Consider the following 24,770-nt stretch of genomic DNA (forward strand, 5'->3'; position numbering starts at 1 on the left):
TTTTTCCTAAACAGCTAACACCTTTTTCATCATTCATTTTTCTGAAACACTTCCATACAAAAAATGAATAACGTTTATCCATACATAAAAAGAAGCTATATAGATAATCCTATACAGCTTCTCTTCTGAAATATTCATTAGTTAATCATGCTTTTGGACAAGCTTAATCATCGCGCTGGCAAGAGCTTGCTGCTCTTCTTCAGAAGCTGTACTCCACAACTCTTTCAGCACCTTTTCTTCCGGCGTTTTAGCATCAACACTTTCAGCTAAATAATCACCGACTTCAGCTGCCAAATTAGTTAAAGTATCATGGTTAATACCACTTTCTTCAGCTTGCTGCAAACGTCCCTTTAAAAAGCCTTTCCATGAATCGAAGTTATCTAATACTGACATTTGGACACGCCTCCTCAAAAGTATTCTTTTGCAAATTAAGAAGTCTCACGATTTGCCAACCATTATCCCTGTTACCAGGGACATACAGCTTTTTCAGAACACCATTTTATATCTCTTTATTCGCAAAAATAAAGGCTGACTACATAAGCGGGCTGTTCTGAAACTCTCCTTAAGCACCTATAGTATTTGAGGAATTTTAAAATTTATACATGCCCAATTATCTTTTACCATAGAGAAACGCTTGTAATTATGCTGTTGAATGAAGATATCCTTCTACAAACCGCCATTAATATGAATGACTTCACCCTGAATATAACTGGATTCTTCACTAAGTAAATAGCTGATTACATTGGCAACCTCTTCAGGACGCCCCGCCCGATTCTCCGGAATTTCATTAATAAAGGCATCTGCTTCTTCAAGAGATAAATTGTGATTCATTTTCGTATCAATAAAACCGGGGCTTACTGCATTTACCCGGATATTGGATAATGCTACTTCTTTTGCCAAAGCCTTTACAAATATATTTTGGGCTCCCTTTACACTGGAGTAGACAACTTCATTACTTGCCCCATAATCGCCCCAAATGCTTGTAACAAATAAAATATTTCCTTTTCTTTGGCGGATCATAGCTGGAAGAAAATGATGGGTAATCAACCATGGCGACTTGACATGAACCTGCAGTAAGTCATCCATCTCTTCAGCTCTCATATCCTGAAACAAACCATAATGTGCATGACCGCCAGCAAAAATAATTCCATCTACAGAGATAGATACAGCCTCAATAAAATCAGCTACCTCTGCTTCATCTGCTAAATCCGCCTGATAAGCAGCTAAGATAGCGTTTCGCTCATCAGCCTGCATTAATTCTTTAATAGGTGCCTGATTGGAATGATAATGAAGGATAAGCTGATACCCGGTGTCCAGCAATTTTTTTGCAATAGCTGAACCGATATCACCACTCGCACCAATTAAAAGGATATTCCCTTTCATTTATCCACCGTTTGATTTTGAATCGTGCATGTTGCCAGACGTTCTTCTTCTATCCATGAATTTAAAAACACATTTACATCCTGAACAGTCAGTTTTTGAATAAATGGTACGATATCAAATAAATTTACCTTTTTAAAGGATAAAGTGGCAAATTGATTCGCAATAAATTCCAAAGAATTCATCGCACGGAGCAATTGCCCCATCTTTTTCTTTTTCATCCGTTCAAAATCTGCTTCACTAATTTCGTGGTCTTTGGTTGATAAAAGCAATTCCTGCACCCGTGAGGAAAAAGCTTCAGGATTATTGGTATTGGAACCAATGGAAACATAACCAAAAGAAGTTTGCAGATTACTTTCAAAAAAGAAGCTGTTATCAATTAAATCTTCATCATATAGTTTTTGGTAAAACTCTCCGCCAGTTGAAAAGAAATGATCAAGCACCATATCAACGAATAAATCACGTTTCAGGTATTCTTCGCCTTCGAGCTGCTTATTCGGCTCTTTAATACCTACTGCACATTTAGGAATAGATACCGGCATATTTATCATTAAGTTCTTTTCTTTTACAGTATCAGGCTCTTCCGGAAACTGCCGCTTTATATCGTCCAGCTTATCAAATGATTTTTTCTGCTGGTTTTCTTTAATTAAATTCATCATTTCCTGAGCATCAAAGTTTCCAGTTACAAATAAGATCATATTTTCCGGATGATAGAAAGTATGGTAACAGGTATATAAATCATCCTTTGTTATGGTGTAAATGGAATCTACTGTGCCTGCAATATCAATATTCACAGGATGGTTATGGAACAACGCTTTATTCGTTCCCATAAACAGACGCCAATCCGGCTGATCATCATACATATTAATTTCCTGCGCGATGATTCCTTTTTCCTTCTCTACGGATTGCTCAGAGAAATAGGGATCCTGCACAAAATCAACCAATGTTAATACGTTCTTCTCAATATTACTTGTCGCCGAAAATAAATAAGCTGTTTCTGTAAAGGAAGTAAAGGCGTTTGGAGAAGCTGCCTGCTTGGTGAAATCCGTAAATACATCACGATCTTCTTTCTCAAAGAGCTTATGCTCTAAGAAATGAGCAATTCCATCCGGCACAGTGATCGCCTCTGTTTGACCAATAGGTACAAAGCTCTGATCAATCGATCCGTAATTTGTCATGAAAACACCATATGTTTTCGCCAGTTCCGGTTTTGGTAGTAGACAAACCTGCAGTCCGTTATCTAGTTTTTCTTCATATAAAGTTTCATCAATTGTATCAAAATACTGCTTATTCATCGGCCTCTCCTCCTTCACTTGTTAATAAGTACACCATGTTTTCCTTCACTTGATTCGCTACTTCGATAACCTGCTCTCTAGTTACCTGCTGAATACCATGAAACAGCTCATCAACTGTAATCTCTTTGTGTCCAACTACTTGCTGATACATAAATTCAATCATACCCTGCGTATGATCTAAGGTCTCTTTTAATTGATTGATAATAAGAAGCTTTGTTTCTTCCAGTTCTTCTTCCGTAAATTCGCCATTTTTCATAGCTTCCAACTGCTCACGGATAATTGTCAATGCCTTATCATAATCCTCTGGAGCAATTCCGCTCATCACAAATAATAAACCTTTATGACTCTCCATCCGGGAGACAGCATAATAAGCCAGGCTATTCTTTTCTCTTACATTTATAAATAATTTTGAACTTGGGAAACCGCCGAACATCCCATTAAAAACCTGCAATGCCGGATACTTTTCATCTCGGAAAAGAATATTGGTCCGATAGCCGATATTCAGCTTCGCCTGCTGCACCTGATCTTCTTCGATCAGTTCTTTGGATGTAACTGATTGCGCTGGCACATCATCATTAACAGGAGCTTCTTTTTTCTTTGATGACCGTTTAAATCGGCTAGTTAATAAATTCAGCATCTGTTCCGCATCAAAATCTCCGCTTACATAAATATCTATCTCATCTTCCTGGTGCATATTTTGATAATACGTAAACAGCTCCTGATTTGAAAACGCTGATAAATCCTTCTCATAGCCTTGTGCATGAATACTATAGCGTTCACCTGAACACATTTCGTCCATTAGCCGGATATTAGCATAGCTGGCCTTATCATCCTTAATAGAAAGTATATTTTGACGAAGAATTTCTTTTTCTCGGTCGAATACCCGCTTAGGAAATCCGTTCTCTTCCTGATTTGGTTTATAAACAATTTCATACAGCAGTTCTATCGCCCGTTCCAATAATGAATTGGTTCCAGGCAGGAATTTTTCATTTGGTACTTCCAAATAAAACGTCAAAATATGACTTTCTCCTTTTTTTGATCCTCCGATAGAAAGCACTGCCCCATACAATTCTGCCAATTCCTCCTGCAGTTCTTTGCGCGTAGGAAAGGAAGCTGTTCCCTGTTTTAACACATAAGGAAGCAGAGCCCGTTTTGTAATGGTTCCTCTCTCCAGCGGTGCACGAAATTTTACTGCAAAGGTTAATGTTTTATGTTTTTTATTCGGAAGCATGTGAAATTGTATATTATTTTCATTCTGTTTAATTTCCTTAACACTCATATTTATCCTCCATTCTAAACTAGCCAGTATTTATTTTACGCGTTTCTCTCCTTTATCATCCATCATATTCAAAGAAACAGGTATTACATGAGGAAATTTTTTAAAAGTATATAACTCAACTTTCGCACCTGAGAATAAGTATCTATACCTTACTGTTCCAGGTTGAACATGTTCTTTCTTATCCTGTTTGCATTTTGTTAAATCCCCTACTATATGAAATGGAAATTGTGTATAGCTCCTGCAACCAATCACTACGCTTTCCAAGGGGACGGCTTCAGCTAACTTGAAAAGAAAACCGCTTTTCAAGTGGATCTTCAGCTCACCCGGTTCCCATAGGAGTCTTCGTGGTTGGTCTGCGCTTAGTTAGGCTTCTACAGCGAATGCGGGAAATCATATCCTAATAGGGTTGGATGAAATAATCTATTCTTGCTTGATGAAAAGATCATTTTAGTGTTTCAAATGGTTGATTTGGCAATTTAAATGATGCACAACTTGGTATAGTAAAATAGCTTTCATGAACAGAAAGTAATCGTGACGGGACATTTTTATATGCACCAACGAAAAATATGTTCTTTGCTGGTCGAATTTCTATTTGCTCCGTTGTATTAAACAGTATAAAATCTCCTGCTAGCTGCGGCGGACCGTTTTGACTCCTGAGGGAATAGCATCATCTGAAGGTCCACTTTTGCCAAGTGCTCTTCTTAGCAAAAGTTAGCTGAAGAGCATGCCCCTACCCTAGGCAGGCTAAGGTCGCAACGTCCTGGGGTTGCGATTACTCACCCCATCGAAAAGAGTTGTTGCAACGCCTGCATTAGTACGTCCTGTACGTCGAAAGCAAAACGGTCCGCCGCAGCGGTAGCCTTACACGTTATCTTCTTTCTAAATAGCGTTTATGCCTTGTCAAGAGATAGATGGAAAGAACAGTCAACACCTGTCTCTAGGATAAGCAAGTTATTTTTTTAGGTGTGAAAGTTGAGTATATAGAATTGATCTGTCTTCTAATATAGTTTAAACAACAGCTTTCCTTTTGATTATAAAATGTTTACAGCCCGCAAAGAAATTCCCCGGCAACATTAAAGACGTCTGCGTACAACTTGAAAGCTGAACATATCTGCCCGGAAATAATTCATAGAATACAAAACACCCTCATCATTGCTTGTATAGTGCATCTGTTTTAATAAAAGCAGCGGCTGGTCGGGCGTACACTGCAAAATACTATAAATGCGTTCATGATATGTAATTGGTTCAATATTTGCAACAGCGTAAGTAATTTGCTTTTCTGAGGCCGCTTCAATCGTACTGAAAATGGAAGCCATCTCCCGTAATTTTTCTAAAGACAGGTAAGACGCTGGAGCTTTATCAACACAAAATACAACTGGCACATCATCAGCAGTACGTATTCTTTCAATAGCTGTTACATATTCTAAATCCGGGTTGCTGAAATCACGCTTTTCCTGCTCGGTAGCATCTAAAATATCTGTACTGATATATTGTGTCCCAGGCTTCTTTCCTGACTGCTTAATCATTTGTGTTACACTGCTGAGTTCTTCAATACCTGCCTGGAACAATGGCTTTGTATTTACAAATGTTCCAACTCCATGCCTGCGGGTTACGATATTATCTTCTTCCAGCATTCTTAATGCCTCTCGTAAAGTTGCCCGTGAAACCCCTAATTGCTTCGAAAGTTCGTATTCAGATGGCAGTTTTTCTTCCTCTTTATATAATCCATCTTCAATGCCTGCTTTTATTTTGTCCATAACCTGCAAATATAAATGTCTGGCATCTTCACGCAAATTCATTTCTTCACCTCTTTTCTTATCAAATACTTCATCTATAGCCTTTTTGCATCTGTTATTAATCGTACCACTTCTTCTGCTAATTTTGAACTTTAAAAAATTATTATCTGAACAAAAGCTCAGAGCCCCTGTACAGCAACGTACAAACCGGACTGCACACTTTGAATCGACGGCGACTTATTATCTGGTTACTCAGGGAGATTGCCGGCTATTAAGCCTGTGAATCTGGACAGTTATATCTATGAACCAGAAATAAATTCACATCAAAAGTACTTTCTTACAGAATGAGAAAAAACCGGTTTATCTACAACAGATAAACCGGTTTTTTTAAGAAGTAGTGGAATGCTCTTCTGTCTGGTTAGGCACCAGTACAGAACGAGGTTTACTTCCTTCATATGGCCCGACAATACCACGCGCCTCCATAGCGTCTATTAATCGGGCTGCCCTCGTATAACCGATGCGGAAACGGCGCTGGAGCATAGAAACACTCGCACTTTGCATTTCAGTAATCATCTGTACTGCATCGTCATAAAGCTCATCATCCACTTCCTCCATCACTTCATTCGTTTCTTCTGGAATCATTTCTTCCTGATAGCTTGCCTGCTGCTGTTCGATACAGTGATCTACAATACGTTCTACCTCTTCATCAGATAAAAATGCCCCCTGGACACGTGTCGGCTTAGAGCTGCCGGATGGGAGATATAACATATCGCCCCGCCCAAGTAATTTCTCTGCCCCCCCGGAATCCAGGATTGTACGTGAATCTGTTGTAGATGATACACTGAAGGCAATTCTTGATGGTATATTTGCTTTAATAACCCCGGTGATAACATCTACAGATGGACGCTGCGTTGCTATGATTATATGGATACCTGCCGCACGCGCCATTTGCGCAAGCCGGGTGATTGCATCTTCTACATCATTCGAAGCAACCATCATTAAATCTGCCAGCTCATCCACAAGAACAACAATATATGGCAAATAAGGCTGCTGCTCCTCCGCATCTGCGTCTGCATTTTGTTTCCGGACATAGGCATTGTAGCCTTCCATATTTCTTGTACCGCTATCAGAAAACAGATCATATCTCCGTTCCATCTCTGCAACAATTTTTTTCAATGCTCTGGAAGCTTTTTTAGGATCTGTTACAACAGGTGTTAATAAATGCGGAATCCCATTATATACATTCAGCTCTACTTTTTTAGGGTCAATCATCATCATCTTGACTTCATGCGGTTTGGCACGCATTAGAATACTTGTAATAATGCCGTTCACACAGACACTTTTCCCACTTCCTGTCGCGCCGGCAATCAGTAAGTGGGGCATTTTATTTAACTCCCCGGCAATTGCTTCTCCAGAAATATCTCTTCCTAAAGCAAACGTCAGTTTATTTGTCTTAGAAGATTGTTTGTCTAAAACCTCCCGGAGTGAAACCATGGATACTTCCTTGTTAGGGACTTCAATACCCACTGCTGATTTGCCGGGTATCGGTGCTTCAATACGTATATCCTTTGCAGCAAGTGCTAAAGCAATATCATCATGAAGACCGACAATTTTACTTACCTTCACACCAGACTCTGGATACACTTCATATTTCGTTACTGCTGGACCGACATGTACTTTTGCTATTTTAGCTTTTACGCCGAAGCTCTGAAAAGTACGGTCCAGCTTACGCACAGTTGCCTGAATATGTGATTTCTCCTGCTGTTGTGAATTATGGGCTGGACTTGCTAATAAATCCATCGACGGCAGCTTATAATCATGATTTTCTGTTGCTGTCATAGGCAATGTTTCCTGAAGCTCTTCCTCACCGCCCGCATTTTCCTGCTGTTTGGAACTCTCTGTTTTTGCAGTTTCAGCTTCTGCTTGCGGCTGTTCCTGATACGCAATATCTGTAAAATCATTAATAAGAAGCTCTTCTGTATTGTCTTCATGCTCTTCCGTTACCTGTTTATTTTTCTCTTTTCGTTTCTTAGAAACAGAATCTTTAATTTCTTTTTGCTCTTCTTTCCGTTCAGCTCTTTTCTCTCTTGATCGCTCCAGACGTTCGGCCAGATAAGCAAAAGTGGATTTAAAACCAGCGCCTAACTTTTTAACAAACTCGCCGATAGACAAATTCGTCAAAAAAATAATTCCGATTAGTAAGCAGAAAAATACAACTATCCGCGAACCTGCAATAGAAAATAAAAAGTAAGAGACAGTGAATAATAGTGCACCGACCATACCTCCGCCTGTCTGTACCAATGTACCGGTGCCTTCTAAGTATTGGAAGTAAAGCTGCCAGGTCAGACCAAGTATAGATACATCATTCGTATTAGCCAGCAAGCTTTCCATCACTTGTACATGTGTCAGCAATAAGATACCGGTCAGAAAAATATAAAATCCTATTAATCTTCTGGATAAAAAATCAGGTACCTGGCGTTTGATAATAAGATAAAAACCAATAATAAATAATGCAACAGGAAGGATAAAATGCCAAATTCCCAAGAAAAACTGAAATATATTTCCCAGCCAATCAGGTATAGCACCGCCGCTTAACATAGCTGCCCCGCTTCCAAATATTGCAATAAATATTAATAATAATCCAATGAGCTCTTTTTGTAATCCTTTAAGCTGTTTGGTTGTCGTTTTTTTTCTTCTTTTTCTCTTTTTGGCAGCCATTTTTTCACCCCTGTATGTAGAACAAATTAAGATTGCTATATAAATTGAATGAAAGCATTATACTCCTTTCATATACTTTATTTCTATTTTCAAAAGAGATAGATGCAATTATTCAATTTATATATTGATAGATTTAAACAAGGAAACTGGAATCAGTTCTCTTTATACTGTCAGAGAGACTTTATTGGGAAAATAAGTGCTTATTGCACTAATTCCCTGTCTTCTCCTTAAAGAGGCTGCTGTTCCAGTTATCATGTCATCCAATATTGTTTCATAACCTTATCTTTTATCGTTTCTTTATTATAGCATAGATTACCATCAGCTGATAATTCTTCCTGGTAAAAATTCCGGATTCAGATAATCATTCGGATTACTTGAAATAAGCTGATTAATTTGGTAATTCCCATCATTATTTTTAGATACAAAAACCGTTCTTCCCTGCCATTTAATTGCTTGTATTCCGTTACCTGCTCCTTGTTCTTCCGGAAAAATTTCCTGATAGGATAATGGTGTATAGAGTATCATCAGGCAGTCCCTTCCTCTTCTTGTTTTGGTTTTGAACTTTGAATCATGTGATTTAATTTCTTTATTGCCTCTTTTACTCCGCCGACTTCATCAATGATGCCATACTCCACAGCTTCCCTGCCAACAACATTTGTACCAATATCGCGAGTAAGATTCCCTTTTGCAAACATCAATTCCTTTAATTGTTCAGAATCAATATTGGAATGATCAACAATAAACTGAATCACACGATCCTGCATTTTATCAAGATATTCAAACGTTTGTGGAACGCCGATTACCAGTCCTGTTAATCTGACAGGGTGTATCGTCATTGTTGCTGTAGGCACAATAAAGGAATAATCCGTGGCGACTGCAATCGGTGCACCAATGGAATGTCCTCCTCCAAGTACGATAGAGGTAGTCGGCTTGGACATCGATGCAATCATTTCCGCAAGCGCCAGCCCTGCTTCAACATCCCCGCCAACTGTATTTAACAAAATAATTAACCCTTCAATTTTAGGGTTTTGTTCTACAGCAATCAGCTGTGGCAGCAAATGCTCATATTTTGTTGTTTTATTTTGCGGCGGCAGCTGAAGATGCCCTTCCACCTGTCCAATGATTGATAAAACATGGATATTTGAATCAGGAGCCTGCGGAACATTTGCCTGCCCGAGCTGCTGAATTTTTTCTACAAGAGAGGATGCATTGTTCGATCCGTTCTCCTCTTCTTCTTGATTTTCATTATCATCCGTATCCATACGCATATTAAAACCCCTTCCAGCTATTTTTATGATTAGTATAAACAATCGGTAAAAAATAATACGAAAGAAGAGATATGGTATCTTTTTTAATATTTTGGATAGTAAAAAGACATGAGGCAGATAATAGCTGCTTCATGTCTTTTTTGATTTTTATAACGGTACTTCTTCTGCACTTAATCCAAATACTTCATGCAATGCATTAACTGCTGTAACTAATTCATGGTCATGTACCAAAACCCAAATCGTGGTATGGCTGTCTGCTGATTGTAATATCTGCACACCAGAATCTGTTAATGCCTGCACGATTTTAGAGGCAACGCCAGGCACTCCAGTCATTCCGGCTCCAACTGCTGAAACCTTTGCACAGTTTTCCGTAATTTCCGGTTGAAAGCCCAGCATCTCTAAAATTTCTATTGCTTTTGTAGTAAGCTCTGCCGGCACAGTATAAGCCACACCTGTGGGCGAGATATTAATAAAATCAACAGAAATACCAGATTCTGCCATTGCTTTAAATACTTCTGATTGTACACGGTAAGCTGATTCCTTCGTCTGCACCTTAATTTGAGTAACATTCGCAATATGTGCAATACCGGTGATCATCCGTTCTGAAATGTCTGCACCTGCTTCTTCAATCCTGGAAGATGTAACAAGCGTCCCAAGCCGTTCCGAATAGGTGGAACGGATACGCATCGGTATTTTCCCTTGCATAGCTATTTCTACAGCGCGCGGGTGAATGACTTTTGCGCCTTGATAAGCAAGATTACAGATTTCAGTATATGTCACCACATCAAGCGGACGTGCATTCTTTACGACACGCGGATCTGCTGTCATAATACCTTCTACATCTGTAAAAATCTCGATACGCTCCGCTTCTAAAGCAACCCCTAGGGCAGCTGCTGAAGTATCACTGCCACCACGGCCGATGGTTGTTATTTCTCCAGACTCACTTTGACCCTGGAACCCTGCCACAACAACGACGTCATGCGTTTCTAATTCATGTAATATACGTACAGGATTTACCTTTTTTATTTTTGCCCGGTTAAAATCTTCACTCGTTACAAAACCAGCCTGTGCACCAGTCAAAGCTGTTGCAGAAACATGATTTTTTTGCAGCTCATTAGATAGGACAACGGATGAAATAATTTCACCGCATGACATAAGTAAATCGAGCTCACGGTTAGAATTTTTATTTGCCGGAAAGTCTATTAAGCTTAGCAAACTGTCCGTTGCATAAGGATCTGGTTTTCTTCCTAGAGCAGAAACAACAACAACTAATTTATATTCTTGAACAAGTGCATCCTTAATATGACGGATAACATGCTCCCGATTTGTTTCTGATTGTACAGAAGTTCCTCCGAATTTTTGTACTAATACTTGCAATATTAACACCTCAACACTATCCAAGCTGTTAAACTCTGGATGTCTAATAGATTAATTACGTCATCATTTTAAAATCGTCTTCATCAATCACTGGGAATAATTATTTTTTTAACCAGCCGCGTTCTGTTAATACTTGCGCGATTTGTACTGTATTCCAAGCCGCGCCTTTTAATAAGTTATCAGATACAACCCATAGATGGAAGCCTTTTGGATTATCTAAATCTTTGCGTACGCGTCCGACAAAAACTTCTTCTTTATCTTGTGCAGATTGTGGAGTTGGGTACTCCTGAGCCTGAGGGTTATCCTGCAGAATAACTCCGTCTGCCGCTTCCAGCGTCTTCCAGATATCTTTAACAGCCAGCCCTTCCCGATCTAATTCAATATAGACACTTTCTGCATGGGAAGTAGCAAATGGAAGGCGTACACAGGTTGCTGCTACATTTAAGGCTTCATCATGCATAATTTTTTTCGTTTCATTAATCATTTTCATCTCTTCAAAAGTGAAGCCATTGTCTTCAAACACATCGATTTGCGGCAATGCGTTGAAAGCAATTGGAAAATGCTTTTTATCTCCTTTAACAGGTAAAATCTCTGCGTTTATTTCTTTACCTTCTAAATAATCCCTTGACTGTTCATACAATTCCTCTACCGCAGCATTTCCAGCACCTGATACTGCCTGGTAAGTAGATACAATAATTTTATTAATTCCATATGCATCTTTAATCGGTTTTAAAGCCGCGACCATTTGAATGGTGGAACAGTTCGGATTTGCGATAATCCCCTGATGCTCTGCAATATCCTCTGGATTAACTTCTGGAACAACAAGCGGTACATCCTTATCCATACGAAAAGCACTTGTATTATCGACAACAACTGCTCCCCTTTTAACCGCCTCTGGAGCCAGCTTTTTAGAAATAGACCCGCCTGCAGAGAATAGCGCAATATCTACACCGTCAAAGGATTCGGCTGCAGCCTCTTCAACAATGATTGTTTCCCCGCGAAATGTTTCTTCTTTTCCAGCTGAACGCGCAGATGATAATAATTTTAATTCATTTATCGGAAACTCTTTATCTTCTAATATTTTTTTGATTTTCTGACCTACTGCCCCTGTAGCACCTACTATAGCTACATTGTATGTTTGCTGCTCTGGCATTCTAATAACTCCCTCCACTTAATTAAATGTCAACTAAACTTCATTTTAACATATTTTTTGTGGAATAAGGTACAATAATCGGCTGAATTTGTTTTCCTTTTAACGCCGTCTCTACAGCTGGAATTAATTGACTTAAATCTGCTGAGAGAGAGGAGGGTTTTTGATAAGGATTATCCTGCCCGAACGGAACAAAAAACATATGCTTTGCATTAAGCAATGTGGCTAAATTCTTTGCATTTAATCCGAGTGCATCATTGGTCGTTAAAGCCAATACCACTGGACTTTCATTGCGGAGAGTAGACTTGGCAGCCATCAGGACTGGATTATCTGTATGAGCATTAGCCAGCTTACTCATTGAATTTCCTGTCAAGGGGGCAATGACCATTACATCAAGCGGTTTATCCGGACCATAAGGCTCTGCCCCAGGGATAGTAGTAATAGCTGTTTGACCGGTTATTTTCTCAAGATTTTCTACATTATCTTTTGCCTTACCGTGCTTGGTATCTGTATATTGAACCGTTTCTGTTATAAACGGAATGATTTCTGCACCCTGATTAATTAATTCCTCCATAATTGGAAAAATATGCTCAATCGTATGATGGGAGCCAGTCAGACCAAATCCAATCCGTTTACCGGTGAATGTCATTCTAATTCACGCTCCTCCTCGAGAATTTGTTCCATCACATTAGCAAGTATTTTTCCGGCAGTTCTAGGGGCGACAATACCGGGAAGACTGCGTGCAAGTATGGCATTAATACCGCGTTTTTTCGCAAATTCAAAATCTGTTCCTCCCGGTTTGGAGGCAAGATCAATAATTACTGCATTATTCGGCAAATTCCTGATAGCCTCTTTGGTAACAACAAGACTCGGAATCGTATTGATTAAAATATCGCAATTCTCTGTCTGTTTACTTAAATCATGTAATGCCACTGCATTTAAACCCATTTCTGTAATACGCGCCAAATCCCGTATGCTTCTGGCACACACTGAAACCTTCGCACCAAGTGCAGAAAACTTATTTGCTACCGTATTACCTACTCTGCCAAATCCTACAACCATCACACGCGAAGAGTGAACTGTCTGATCTGTATGCTCAAAAGCCATCATAATGGCCCCTTCAGCAGTCGGAATGGAATTATAAATGGCAACATCATCACGATCAAGCAATGGTATCAGCTTAATACCTGCTTCTTCCGTCAAATTGGTTAAGTAATCATTCGTAATTCCAGTAAAAACTACACATTCGGGATTTAATTTTTGAAACCATGCTCCATCCAAATTTATTTTTTTATCTGTAAAAACTGTTTCGACATTTCCGCTTGAATCCGTCCCTGTAATTGGTAAAACAACTACATCCAGGCTGCTCTGATCCAATTCATCTAATGCTAATTCATTTAAGCCTGTAAACCCCTGCTCCAATTTATCAAAACCGCAAAGTATCACTTCATTATCATGATTACTTTTTAAGATTTTTATTAACTCTAAATATCTTGCATCTCCACCTATCACTGCAATCCGTCGACTCATTTTACGTATTACCTCCAGACAACTTTTAACGTATTCATGATTCGATATAGCTTATGTTTTTTTAAGTGAGGGGTGAACAAATAAGCCTTAAAATTACCGTCTAACTTTTAGAAAATGCTTTCTTCATTAAGGAAGCTCCGAAAAGTTTATTTTTCTTACTTAAAACTCTTTATATGCTGATGCATAGGTCTTTGGATGAGTTTAATCATCTGTTCTTTATGTAAATGCTCGCTCCCGGCAATTAAAAGCCTAATATTAAGATATTAAAAAAGCTTGTTTATTCAGAAAGAAAAGGATGTGTTCAGTCTCCTTTTCCAACAAAATAAACAAGCTTTAAGCAAATAATTTCTATTTTATCGTTCTTCATCAGGAAGTTTGGTGTCAATCATTATCATATCCTCACCAATTTTCCGGATAGACTGCCAATGAATTTTAGTCTCTTCTCCCTCTTTGACAAGGCCAAACCATTTATAACTCGGGATAATAAACGCTTCGATCTGACCCGTTTTAGGATTAATTTCTAAATCGGTTTGACCAAGCATGCCAAGCCTTTTTCCTTCATTCACATTAATGATTTCCTTATCTCCCATATCTCGAAAGCGCACCATAAAAAAACTCCTTTTTTTGTTTTTCTTAGGGCAAGTATTTACAATCACAAGATAATGAAGTCTCGTTTATACACTATATGTCCCAAAATAAGAAAACATGCTTCTATTTACGGTAGTCTTCTGGTGCAACTAGTGCACGGGATGGGTTTTGCAGCAGGACATTTTGAATGACACTTGTCACCTGCTGATCGGTAATGCCATCAATTTCTTTAATTAAATCGTCTAAAGAACGGTGTTTTTGCAATAACAGCTCATTACGGCCATTTCGTGACATCCGACTATTGGTACTCTCTAATCCTAACATCAAATTTCCCTTAATTTGTTCTTTGCTGTTCCGTAATTCTCTCTCTGTTAATCCTTGTTTCACAAAATGATGAAGGGTAGAATAAATAACCTCTTCCAGCTGTTCTAGCTGCTCTTTGCCTGTACCCGCATAGATTGTGAGTAGACCATCATCTATAAATGCAGCATGATAAGAAAAGACAGAATAGGCAAGTCCTTTTTTCTCACGCACCTCTTGGAATAATCGTGAGCTCATACTTCCTCCCAGCACATTATTCATAATAGATAGCGGATATAAATGCTTATCTCCTACCTCATACCCATTATAGCCTAGGCATAAATGTGCCTGTTCTGTATCCTTGCTTCGATAAATTGCTTCCTGTAAGAATACTGGCTTCGTTAATTCTTTCTCTTTTGCTTTTCTTGTAAGTGATCCAAAGTAGGAATCAATCTCCTTAATAAATGAGCTGTTCACATTACCAGCTACAGAAACAACAATACGATCAGGGGTATAATTATCTTCTATATACTGCTGTAATTGCTTTTGATTAAAAGACCCCAACTGCTTTTCTGTACCAAGAATAGGGAACCCCAGCGGGTGCTTACCGTATGCAGCTTCTGCCAGCAGGTCATGCACAATATCATCAGGCGTATCCTCGCACATTTTAATTTCTTCATAAACTACTTTCTTTTCTCTTTCCATTTCTTCCTCGTCAAATGTTGATTCAAAGAACATATCCGCTAATACTTCTAAGGCAAATTCTTTATGTGTATCTAACACTTTTGCATAAAAACATGTATATTCTTTAGAGGTAAAAGCATTAATTTGTCCGCCGATAGAATCAAATGCTTCTGCAATATCCTGAGCGTTTCTTGTTTTAGTCCCTTTAAAAAACATATGCTCTAAAAAGTGTGAAATGCCGTTATTATCGATTGTTTCATTTCTGGATCCAGTTTTAACCCATATACCTATTGTGACTGAGCGTACAGCCGGCATGGATTCTAGTACAATACGTACACCATTGCTGCTTGTATATTTTTCTATCAAATGTATATCCTCCTAAATTTCCTAGCTTAACGCGATTCACTTAATAGTGATTCTACTGTTCCTATTTTATAACCTTTTTCTTTGATACCGCTAATCATTTGCTCCAGACCACCTGTACTTGCTTGGGTCGGATGCATTAAAATCATCGCTCCAGGGTGGACATTGTTTTGTATGCGATTCACCACTACGGAAACAGACGGATTCTTCCAATCAATCGTATCGACAGTCCATAGGATAGTTTCCATCTCCAGTTCAGCTGCTGTTTCCACCGTTTCGTCTTTGTAGCTTCCGCTTGGCGGCGCAAACCATACAGGCTGCTTTCCTGTTATTGTTTTTAAAATTTGATTTGTCTCTTCTATTTGTGTATAGGCATCATTTTTTTCCAGCATTGCCATATCTGGATGATTATAGGCATGGTTACCGATTAAATGCCCTTCCTCTTCAATCATTTTAACCAGACTCGCATTATTTTGTGCCCATTTACCTTCAATAAAAAAAGTTGCCTTTACTTGATTATCTTTGAGAATTTGAAGCATTTCGGGAATATATTCCTCTCCCCAGGAAACATTAATTAAAAATGAAACCATTTTTTTATCTGGATGTCCGCGATAAATTGGAGATGGCGGCAAATCTGTTAACAAGATATCAGGAGAGGTTTCATTAAAAACAAGTAAATCTTCGTCCCATTCATTTGCTTCTTTCATTTTTTTATAGGATTCTTCGACATTTACTTCCAGACCGTTTCTTCCAGGTGTTTTCTTCCAAACCTTATCAATGTAAGCATCCTGCGGCTTTTGTTCGTATGTCTCTTTTTTTTGTTCAATCTCCTTATACAGATCATCTTTTGTTGAGCTCATCTCTATTCCAGCTGGTTCAACCACTACAGAATCTGTTTGAAAAGGATTATATCGTATATCGAATACCGTAAAAATTAAAATTAGAAAAACTACTACATGTACATACTTAAAATATCGCTTCATATTTAATCCCTCCCCTTATCATTTCTATGCTTGAGAGGGACAAGTATGCATTTATTTTAAAGATGATCTTCGCAGTGTTCACAACCACAGACTATAATAAGATAATTAATCTTAAACTTTAGAAAAACACTATGCTTGTCATAGTGCTTAAATACTAGAAAAGCCAAGAAAATCACTTGATCTTTAAAATACTAGTGTTCTTGCCAAGGAGATGTGTTTCTTTTGCTTTCTTTCAAAGAAAAGAAGATAATTCTAGCGGAAGAAATACACGAAGACTCCTGTGGGAATGTGCAAAACGGAAAAGGAAGTTCGGTTAAGTTCGCGGCGTCCTTGGGCCTAAGATTACTCACCCCATGAAACCCGTTGGAACGGCTATCCTCAGCATTTTATACTTTCTTACTCTTCGAAAAAACGATTTATTATATTAGAGACAAAAGATGGATTTATTTTTCATTTTATTTAGTAATTCACTTTTTTTACCATAAACCGCTTCATAAAAAAAGAAACTGAACTAAAAAATCAGCTTCTTTTTTGTACAAAATATATAACCCAAAGTAATTTTTCTCTTTTTATGATTTAGCATTCTCTTTCTTTTCGTCTTGCAGAACTGCTTTTCTGGAAAGATTGATTCTTCCCTGACGATCAATTTCTTTTACTTTCACCATAATTTGATCCCCAATAGATACAGCATCTTCGACTTTATTCGTACGCTCTTCTGCAAGCTCAGAAATATGAACCAGTCCATCTTTCCCTTTGAACAGTTCCACAAATGCACCAAATTTTTCAATACGTTTTACCGTACCAAGATATAATTGTCCAACTTCCACTTCCCGTACCAGATCTTCAATAATTTTCTTAGCTTTCTGGTTCATCTCATTATCAGTAGATGAAATAAAGACGTTGCCATCTTGTTCAATATCAATCTTCACACCAGTTTCATCAATGATTTGATTGATTTGTTTTCCGCTTGGCCCAATGACATCACGAATTTTATCCGGATTAATTGTCATTGTTAAGATTTTTGGAGCGTATTCAGACAGCTCATCTTTTGGTTGCTGAATGGTTTGCAGCATGGAATCAAGGATATGCATACGGCCTTTTTTCGCTTGCGTAAGTGCTTCTTCTAAGATTGTTCTTGATAAACCGTCAATTTTAATATCCATTTGCAGGGCTGTTACACCTTTTTCTGTTCCTGCTACTTTAAAGTCCATATCACCAAGTGCATCCTCCATGCCTTGAATATCAGACAAAATCGTATAATCATCTCCAGATTTAACAAGTCCCATTGCAATACCTGCTACTGGTGCTTTAATTGGAACACCTGCGTCCATCATTGCTAATGTACTTGCACAGATACTCGCTTGAGAAGTAGAACCGTTGGATTCAAGAACTTCTGAAACCAGACGAATTGTATAAGGGAAATCTTTTTCATTCGGCACTACTTTTTCAAGAGCACGCTCTCCCAGCGCACCATGCCCAATCTCACGACGGCCAGGTCCGCGAATCGGCCCGGTTTCTCCTACACTATATTGCGGGAAGTTATAATGATGCATAAATCGTTTTGTTTCTTCTAAATCGAGTCCATCCAAAATCTGTACATCTCCAAGTGCTCCCAATGTACAAATACTTAAAGCTTGAGTTTGTCCGCGCGTAAACAAGCCTGATCCATGTGTACGGGGAAGAACATGAATACGTGATGATAACGGGCGGATTTCGTCCACTTTCCGGCCATCAGGACGTACTTTTTCTTTTGTAATCAAGCGGCGAACTTCTTCTTTCACAAGCTTATCTAATACAGATTTAACTTGTTTAATGGTTTCTTCTTCAGCCTCTTCCGCTTCATATTTTTCTACAATCTCTTGCTTAACAGCTTTTATTGCCTCATCACGGGCATGTTTTTCGACAACTTGAATCGCAGTCTTTAATTCATCTTTCGCTTCTGCTTCAACCTTTGCTACAAGCTCTTCACTCGTCTCTGAAATAACAACTTCAAATTTTTCTTTTCCGCATGCCTGTATAATCTCTTCCTGGAAAGCAACAAGACGTTTGATTTCTTCATGACCAAACATAATTGCCTCAAGCATAACATCTTCCGGTACTTCATCTGCACCAGCTTCAACCATGTTGATTGCATCTTTTGTTCCAGCAACCGTTAAATCAATATCACTTTTTGCTTCTTGTTCAATGGTAGGATTAATGATTAGCTCGCCATTCACACGCCCGACATGAACACCAGCAATCGGCTGTTCAAAAGGAATATCTGAAATACCTAAAGCAATCGATGAACCAATCATTGCTGCAATTTCTGAAGAACAATCCTGGTCCACACTCATTACTGTACTTATTACTTGTACCTCATTACGAAAGCCGTCGGGGAATAATGGACGGATTGGACGGTCAATTAGTCTGGAAGACAAGATCGCTTTCTCACTGGGACGTCCTTCACGTTTAATAAATCCTCCCGGTATCTTCCCTACCGCATACAATCTTTCTTCATAGTTCACTGTCAACGGAAAGAATGGTAAATCTTTTGGTTCTTTGGAGGCTGTTGCAACGGACAATACAGAGGTGTCTCCGTAATGTATCATACAGGCTCCATTTGCTTGTTTTGCCAGCTCTCCTACTTCAACTGTAAATTTCTTTCCTGAAATCTCCGTAGAGAATAGCTTTTTTTCATCTGCCATTAGTTTTGTTACTCCTTTCAAGGCTACAGCATTTAAAATATATATGTAGCACCTCATATAGTACAATTTTTCTTCTATATCTTATTTTTACAAAAGAATGTCTTTTTATAGCATAAACGATAGCCTGTCAGGAATCAATCGCTACCTTATAGAGGATGTTCACGCATTGACATATTTATACCTGTTTCAGACCCTTATCAACCGTAAAAAACATCTAAACCACGGATTTGCAGCTTCAAATGCTTCTTATTTGTTTAAAAAACATAAAAGAAAAAGCAGGATTGCTCCTGCTTTTAACGTTATTAACGACGTAAACCAAGTTTTTTGATTAATTCACGATAACGAGTAACGTCTTTATTACGTAGGTAAGTTAATAAGTTACGGCGTTTACCTACCATTTTCAAAAGACCGCGACGTGAATGATGGTCTTTTTTATGTGTACGTAAATGTTCGTTTAATGCAGTGATTTCTGCAGTTAAGACAGCGATCTGAACCTCTGGAGATCCAGTATCTGTGTCATGAACCTTGTACTCATTAATAATTTCGTTTTTACGTTCTTGTGTAATTGCCATAATGGCACCTCCAAAATAATATTTGTTATCCCCAGTCCCCTAGCATACGTCGGAGTTACGTGATGCCAAGCGATGGTTGTACAACTATAAGAATAGCGTTTTTGAAGAAAAAAATCAAGTGTAAGTTTACCTATTTGCTAAATAAGCTCTAATTTCTTTCTCATCCTGCTGCATTTTTTCAATCAGAGCATCCTTCGAATCAAATTTTATTTCTTCTCTTGTGTAAGACAGCCATTCTATCGTTAATTCTTCCCCATATAAATCACCATCAAAATCAAATAAGTACACCTCGACAGACATATCTTCCAGCTCTTCTGTAAATGTCGGATTCGTACCGATATTCGCCATTCCGCCATATATTTTATCCTTATGACGAACACGGGTCGCATATACCCCCTGTTTAGGCAGCAGGGCATCTTTGGATATAGACAGATTAGCAGTTGGATAACCCAGTTCACGCCCACGACGTGCTCCTTTTACTACCAATCCAGTAGTAGCAAAGGGCCTTCCCAGCAGTTGCTCTGCCTGCTCCATATTTCCCGACGCTAATTCTGCTCTTATTCTGGTCGAGCTGACCTTTTCTTCATCCAAAGTAATTTTACCTATGGTTTCCCAGGTAAATAAATCCCTTGCATATTCCTGCATATCTGCCATTTTCCCTTGCCCTTTATGACCGAATGAGTAATCAAAGCCTGCCACAAGATGTTTAATATTTAATCCAATAATAAAGTGATCAATAAAGGCTTGGGGACTGAGCTTTGATAGTTCTTGGTTAAACCGGATAACATATAAACGGTCTACTTGAAGATCCTCTAATATCGCTTGCTTTTCAGAAGATATTGTTATGTATTTAACATGCTGTACGTCTTTTCTTAAAACAACTGAAGGATGCGGAAAAAAGGTAATGACAGCACTCTCCATGTTATTTTCCTGTGCTTTATTTACAGCCTGCCGAATAACCTCCTGATGTCCTTTGTGAATCCCGTCAAAGAAGCCGATTGCACTGACGGTTTCCGGTAAGTTCTCCTTATGTAACGTATGCGGATAGGATAATTCCATTGTTTTCATCCTGCTACACCTGCACTTTCTCTCGTTAGAATACTCTTATTGGTTTAATTTGATCAGGTTTATCTGGGTGCTGCCCATAAATCGCCAGCACTTCTTCATTATTTGTAAATACAAACGGATTATTTGTCTCGGGGGCTTCCGAAATAGATAGTTTTTGGCCATTCTTAATACGGGCCCTCAGCGCATCATCAACCTCTTGATGAACTAAATGACTTAATCCTTCTAAAAGAGGGCTTAACAGCTTCTCTTGCTCATTATTATCTGCCGCCTCTTCTATCATAGCAAAAGTAACCGTATTTTTCTTGGAAAAACTACCGGTTTTTGTCCGTTCCAGTTTAAACATATGTGCCGGATACCCTAATTCCTTTCCAATGTCCACACATAATGTTCGGATATAGGTTCCCTTTGAACATTCTACGAATAGGTCAAAGGAGTTTTTGTCCTCATCTATCGCTAAGAGATGTATATCATGAATAAAAACTTCTCTTACCGGTCTTTCTACCTCTTCATTTGCTCTTGCGTATTCATAAAGCTTTTTTCCGTTTACTTTTACAGCGGAATACATTGGAGGGATTTGTGTGATAACCCCTTGAAATTTTTCTAAAACAGTCTCTATTTCAGCTTCTCCAGGCATATGTACAACTTCTTTTTGTGCAATAACATTCCCTGTCGCATCTTCTGTTTCCGTAGCTGATCCTAACGCAACCGTCCCGATGTAGATTTTTTTCGTATCAGTAAGAAAAGGAACAATTTTCGTAGCACTGCCAATACAAATAGGTAGAACACCTTCAACTTCCGGATCCAACGTCCCGGTATGCCCTACTTTTTTTGTATTAAAGTAGCGGCGGCATTTAGCTACACAATCAAAAGAAGTCATTCCTTTAGGCTTCCATAACGGCAGGATACCATTCATTATTAATCCCCATCCTTTCTTAATGGAATACATTTTCTATATATGTGTTCGGGTTCTTTTCTTTATCCTAAAAAAACTGATCCTTGCCAGCAAGCAGAGGGATCAGTTTTTTCAAAGTCATTTATTCAGATCTCTTAAGATGGAGTCTATCCGGTTACCTTGTTCTATTGCTTCATCAAACTCAAAGGTAAGTTCAGGTGTTTTGCGCAAACGAATTCGCTTGCCAATTTCTGAACGGATAAATCCTTTTGCTTTTGCAAGTCCCAATAATGTTTCCTGCTTCTTCTTTTCATCACCTAATACAGAAATAAAAATTTTCGCCTGTTGCAGGTCACCAGTTACTTCCACATCGGTAACTGTTACAAAACCAACACGGGGATCTTTAATTTTTCTGGATAAAATATCACCCAGCTCTTTTTTCATTTGCTCTGCAACTCGATGAGCTCTCAATTCTGACATTAATCTCACCTCACATAGCTCTATGCATTTTCGTTATAATCGTTCTATATTTGTTATTGTTCTCTCTAGTTCAGAAAAAGAATCTATTGTTTTTAAAGCCTGTTGTATTACTTTTTCAGCATGCACATAATCGGTGGAAATGATAACAATCCCTAATTTGGTTCGTTGCCACATATCATGAAAGTCAAGCTCTGTAACTGAAACATTAAAAGACTGACGCAGCTTATTGATCATTCGCTTTAAAACAGATCGTTTCTCTTTTAACGAATTCCCTTCATACAACATACATTCTACTTCTGCATAGAGAATCATTTTCGTTCGATTTCTTCCATTACATAGGCTTCAATAATGTCGCCCTCTTTAATATCATTGAAGTTTGTTAATGTGATACCACATTCATAGTTTTGCTGTACTTCTTTTACATCGTCTTTAAAGCGTCTCAATGCCTGTAATTCCCCTTCATAAAGAACTACTCCATCACGAATCAGGCGAACACTGGAATCTCTGGTAATTTTACCGTCTGTTACATAGCTTCCGGCGATAGTACCAATACGTGACACTTTAAATGTTTCACGAACCTCCGCTTGACCAATCACTTTTTCTTCGTATTCTGGATCAAGCAGACCTTTCATTGCAGCTTCAATTTCTTCAATCGCACTGTAAATAACACGGTGCAGACGTAAATCAATTTTTTCAGATTCTGCAGCTCTTTTTGCATTGACGTCAGGACGAACATTGAAGCCAATAACAATCGCATTCGATGCTGAAGCTAAGATAATATCAGATTCAGTAATCGCTCCTACACCTGTATGAATGATTTTAACATTAACGCCTTCTACTTCTATCTTACGTAGAGAAGCAGCTAATGCTTCAACAGATCCTTGTACATCCGCTTTTACAATAATATTTAATTCTTTCATTTCACCTTGCTTAATTTTTTCAAATAAATCATCTAAGCTTACTGTTGATTGCCCGCCACGATTCTCATCAATTCGTTTTTGTTGACGTGCAATACCAATTTGACGCGCCTTTTTCTCATCAGCAAACGCAAGGAATTGGTCGCCTGCCTGAGGTACATCTTGTAAACCGGTAATTTCAACTGGCGCAGATGGTCCAACTTGATTCACACGTTGTCCTACATCATTTACCATTGCCCGAACTTTACCATACGTACTTCCGACAACGAGCGGATCTCCTACATGCAAGGTACCATTTTGAACAAGCAGTGTTGCAACAGATCCTCTGCCTTTATCTAATTGTGCATCAATCACTGTACCGAAAGCTCTGGCATCCGGGTTTGCTTTTAATTCTTCTACCTCTGCAACTAATAAAATCATTTCCAGCAGGTCGTCAATACCTTCTCCTTTAATCGCTGCAAGGTTAACAAAGATAGTACTTCCACCCCAATCTTCAGGGATCAATTCATGCTCTGTCAGTTCCTGCATCACACGGTCCGGATTAGCGCCTTCTTTATCCATTTTATTGACTGCTACAATAATTGGTACTTCAGCAGCTTTTGCATGGTTAATAGCTTCAATTGTCTGCGGCATTACGCCATCATCTGCAGCAACAACTAAAATAGCAATATCTGTTACCTGCGCGCCACGGGAACGCATACTTGTAAACGCTGCGTGACCCGGTGTATCTAAGAATGTAATTTTCTTACCTTCATTTTCAACTTGGTAAGCTCCGATATGCTGTGTAATTCCGCCAGCCTCGCCAGCAGTAACTTTTGTATGGCGAATAGCATCTAATAATGTTGTTTTCCCGTGGTCAACATGTCCCATAATGGTAACAACAGCCGGACGCTCTTGCAACTTGTCACTATCATCTTCTTCAATATATTTATCAAGGTCAGTATCTTCTAAAATAATTTCTTTTTCAACCTCGACATTAAATTCATCACAAATTAACTCTACAGCATCATCTTCAAGGTCTTGGTTTTTTGTAGCCATAATACCCATAAACATTAATTTCTTGATGATTTCTGCAGGTTCCTTATGAAGTTTTTCTGCTAAATCCTGTACGGTCAATATACCGTGGTACGTAATTTTACTTGGAGTCTCTTTCACTAATGACTGCTCCTTTTGTGGTTTATGTTGTTTACCTTTATTAGAGGTTTTTTGTTTTTTATTTTTCGAGTTATCTTTTTTAGTATTCCGATTTGTATCTGGTTTATTTACTGCATTTTTGTTCTTTTGTTGTTTGTTTTGATTTACTTGATCATTTTTCTTTTTATCCTGTTTTGGCTGCGGATTAAATTTTTCATCCAATTGTTTAATTTCATTATCGGAAATCGTAGACATATGATTGGAAACATCTACATTCTTTTCTTTCAAAAATTGAATGACTTCTTTACTTGCCACATTATTTTTCTTTGCGTATTCATATACACGTATTTTGCTCATACATTCACCCCCGGA

General features: G+C 38.4%; 22 protein-coding genes. All 22 read right to left on the reverse strand.

Annotated features, from left to right (window positions below; genetic code table 11):
• Positions 1 to 141: 141 nt before the first annotated feature.
• The 22 genes from MKY30_RS20770 to infB all read right to left on the reverse strand — a co-directional run bounded on the left by MKY30_RS20770 (position 142) and on the right by infB (position 24,755).
• A complete protein-coding gene (locus MKY30_RS20770; RefSeq protein WP_147209499.1) occupies positions 142 to 393 on the reverse strand; it encodes a DUF3243 domain-containing protein in 252 nt (83 codons plus the stop codon).
• Between the two features lie 273 nt (positions 394 to 666).
• Positions 667 to 1,383 carry an elongation factor P 5-aminopentanone reductase gene (ymfI, locus tag MKY30_RS20775; protein ID WP_147209500.1) on the reverse strand — a complete coding sequence of 239 codons (717 nt, stop codon included), beginning with the start codon at positions 1,381 to 1,383 and terminating at the stop codon, positions 667 to 669.
• Positions 1,380 to 2,675, reverse strand: a complete 1,296-nt coding sequence (gene yfmH / locus MKY30_RS20780; protein ID WP_147209501.1) for an EF-P 5-aminopentanol modification-associated protein YfmH — start codon at positions 2,673 to 2,675, stop codon at positions 1,380 to 1,382. Before yfmH ends, ymfI begins: the two co-directional genes overlap by 4 nt.
• Positions 2,668 to 3,954, reverse strand: coding sequence for an EF-P 5-aminopentanol modification-associated protein YfmF (gene yfmF, locus MKY30_RS20785; RefSeq protein ID WP_341085246.1), 1,287 nt, complete (start codon positions 3,952 to 3,954; stop codon positions 2,668 to 2,670). The genes yfmH and yfmF overlap by 8 nt, the downstream gene beginning before the upstream one ends.
• Before the next feature lie 1,073 nt (positions 3,955 to 5,027).
• Positions 5,028 to 5,753: a GntR family transcriptional regulator gene (locus MKY30_RS20790; RefSeq protein WP_147209503.1), complete on the reverse strand. Its 726-nt coding sequence runs from the start codon at positions 5,751 to 5,753 to the stop codon at positions 5,028 to 5,030.
• Between the two features lie 324 nt (positions 5,754 to 6,077).
• Entirely contained in the window at positions 6,078 to 8,408 is a 2,331-nt protein-coding gene (locus MKY30_RS20795; RefSeq protein WP_147209504.1) for a DNA translocase FtsK, read from the reverse strand.
• 318 nt (positions 8,409 to 8,726) lie between these two features.
• Positions 8,727 to 8,933, reverse strand: coding sequence for a YlzJ-like family protein (locus MKY30_RS20800; RefSeq protein ID WP_341085247.1), 207 nt, complete (start codon positions 8,931 to 8,933; stop codon positions 8,727 to 8,729).
• The gene (locus MKY30_RS20805; protein WP_445667726.1) at positions 8,933 to 9,676 is read right to left on the reverse strand and encodes a ClpP family protease; all 744 of its coding nucleotides are present in this window, start codon (positions 9,674 to 9,676) and stop codon (positions 8,933 to 8,935) included. The genes MKY30_RS20800 and MKY30_RS20805 overlap by 1 nt, the downstream gene beginning before the upstream one ends.
• Positions 9,677 to 9,823: 147 nt before the next feature.
• Positions 9,824 to 11,053, reverse strand: coding sequence for an aspartate kinase (gene dapG / locus MKY30_RS20810; RefSeq protein WP_147209506.1), 1,230 nt, complete (start codon positions 11,051 to 11,053; stop codon positions 9,824 to 9,826).
• Between the two features lie 100 nt (positions 11,054 to 11,153).
• Entirely contained in the window at positions 11,154 to 12,206 is a 1,053-nt protein-coding gene (gene asd, locus MKY30_RS20815; RefSeq protein ID WP_341085250.1) for an aspartate-semialdehyde dehydrogenase, read from the reverse strand.
• 40 nt (positions 12,207 to 12,246) lie between these two features.
• Positions 12,247 to 12,852 (reverse strand): dipicolinate synthase subunit B, encoded by a 606-nt coding sequence (gene dpaB, locus MKY30_RS20820; RefSeq protein ID WP_341085252.1) that lies wholly within the window; start codon positions 12,850 to 12,852, stop codon positions 12,247 to 12,249.
• Entirely contained in the window at positions 12,849 to 13,733 is an 885-nt protein-coding gene (gene dpaA, locus MKY30_RS20825; protein WP_341085254.1) for a dipicolinic acid synthetase subunit A, read from the reverse strand. The genes dpaB and dpaA overlap by 4 nt, the downstream gene beginning before the upstream one ends.
• A gap of 353 nt (positions 13,734 to 14,086) precedes the next feature.
• Positions 14,087 to 14,341 (reverse strand): YlmC/YmxH family sporulation protein, encoded by a 255-nt coding sequence (locus MKY30_RS20830; protein WP_147209510.1) that lies wholly within the window; start codon positions 14,339 to 14,341, stop codon positions 14,087 to 14,089.
• A gap of 103 nt (positions 14,342 to 14,444) precedes the next feature.
• A complete protein-coding gene (locus MKY30_RS20835; protein ID WP_341085255.1) occupies positions 14,445 to 15,671 on the reverse strand; it encodes a M16 family metallopeptidase in 1,227 nt (408 codons plus the stop codon).
• 26 nt (positions 15,672 to 15,697) lie between these two features.
• Positions 15,698 to 16,651, reverse strand: coding sequence for a polysaccharide deacetylase family protein (locus MKY30_RS20840; protein WP_156986094.1), 954 nt, complete (start codon positions 16,649 to 16,651; stop codon positions 15,698 to 15,700).
• A gap of 569 nt (positions 16,652 to 17,220) precedes the next feature.
• On the reverse strand, positions 17,221 to 19,335 hold the full coding sequence (gene pnp / locus MKY30_RS20845) for a polyribonucleotide nucleotidyltransferase (protein ID WP_341085256.1): 2,115 nt from the start codon (positions 19,333 to 19,335) through the stop codon (positions 17,221 to 17,223).
• A gap of 302 nt (positions 19,336 to 19,637) precedes the next feature.
• Complete coding sequence (rpsO, locus tag MKY30_RS20850; RefSeq protein ID WP_040980194.1) at positions 19,638 to 19,907, reverse strand: 30S ribosomal protein S15; 270 nt, start codon at positions 19,905 to 19,907, stop codon at positions 19,638 to 19,640.
• A gap of 126 nt (positions 19,908 to 20,033) precedes the next feature.
• Complete coding sequence (locus MKY30_RS20855; RefSeq protein WP_307725833.1) at positions 20,034 to 20,966, reverse strand: bifunctional riboflavin kinase/FAD synthetase; 933 nt, start codon at positions 20,964 to 20,966, stop codon at positions 20,034 to 20,036.
• Between the two features lie 34 nt (positions 20,967 to 21,000).
• Complete coding sequence (truB, locus tag MKY30_RS20860; protein ID WP_147209515.1) at positions 21,001 to 21,888, reverse strand: tRNA pseudouridine(55) synthase TruB; 888 nt, start codon at positions 21,886 to 21,888, stop codon at positions 21,001 to 21,003.
• 117 nt (positions 21,889 to 22,005) lie between these two features.
• On the reverse strand, positions 22,006 to 22,347 hold the full coding sequence (gene rbfA, locus MKY30_RS20865; RefSeq protein ID WP_077601204.1) for a 30S ribosome-binding factor RbfA: 342 nt from the start codon (positions 22,345 to 22,347) through the stop codon (positions 22,006 to 22,008).
• 33 nt (positions 22,348 to 22,380) lie between these two features.
• Complete coding sequence (locus MKY30_RS20870) at positions 22,381 to 22,659, reverse strand: DUF503 domain-containing protein (RefSeq protein ID WP_147209516.1); 279 nt, start codon at positions 22,657 to 22,659, stop codon at positions 22,381 to 22,383.
• Positions 22,656 to 24,755, reverse strand: coding sequence for a translation initiation factor IF-2 (gene infB, locus MKY30_RS20875; RefSeq protein ID WP_147209517.1), 2,100 nt, complete (start codon positions 24,753 to 24,755; stop codon positions 22,656 to 22,658). The genes MKY30_RS20870 and infB overlap by 4 nt, the downstream gene beginning before the upstream one ends.
• Positions 24,756 to 24,770: the final 15 nt, after the last annotated feature.

Origin of the sequence: Oceanobacillus sp. FSL W8-0428 (assembly GCF_038004405.1) — a bacterium.
GTDB classification, from domain to species: domain Bacteria; phylum Bacillota; class Bacilli; order Bacillales; family Amphibacillaceae; genus Oceanobacillus; species Oceanobacillus sojae.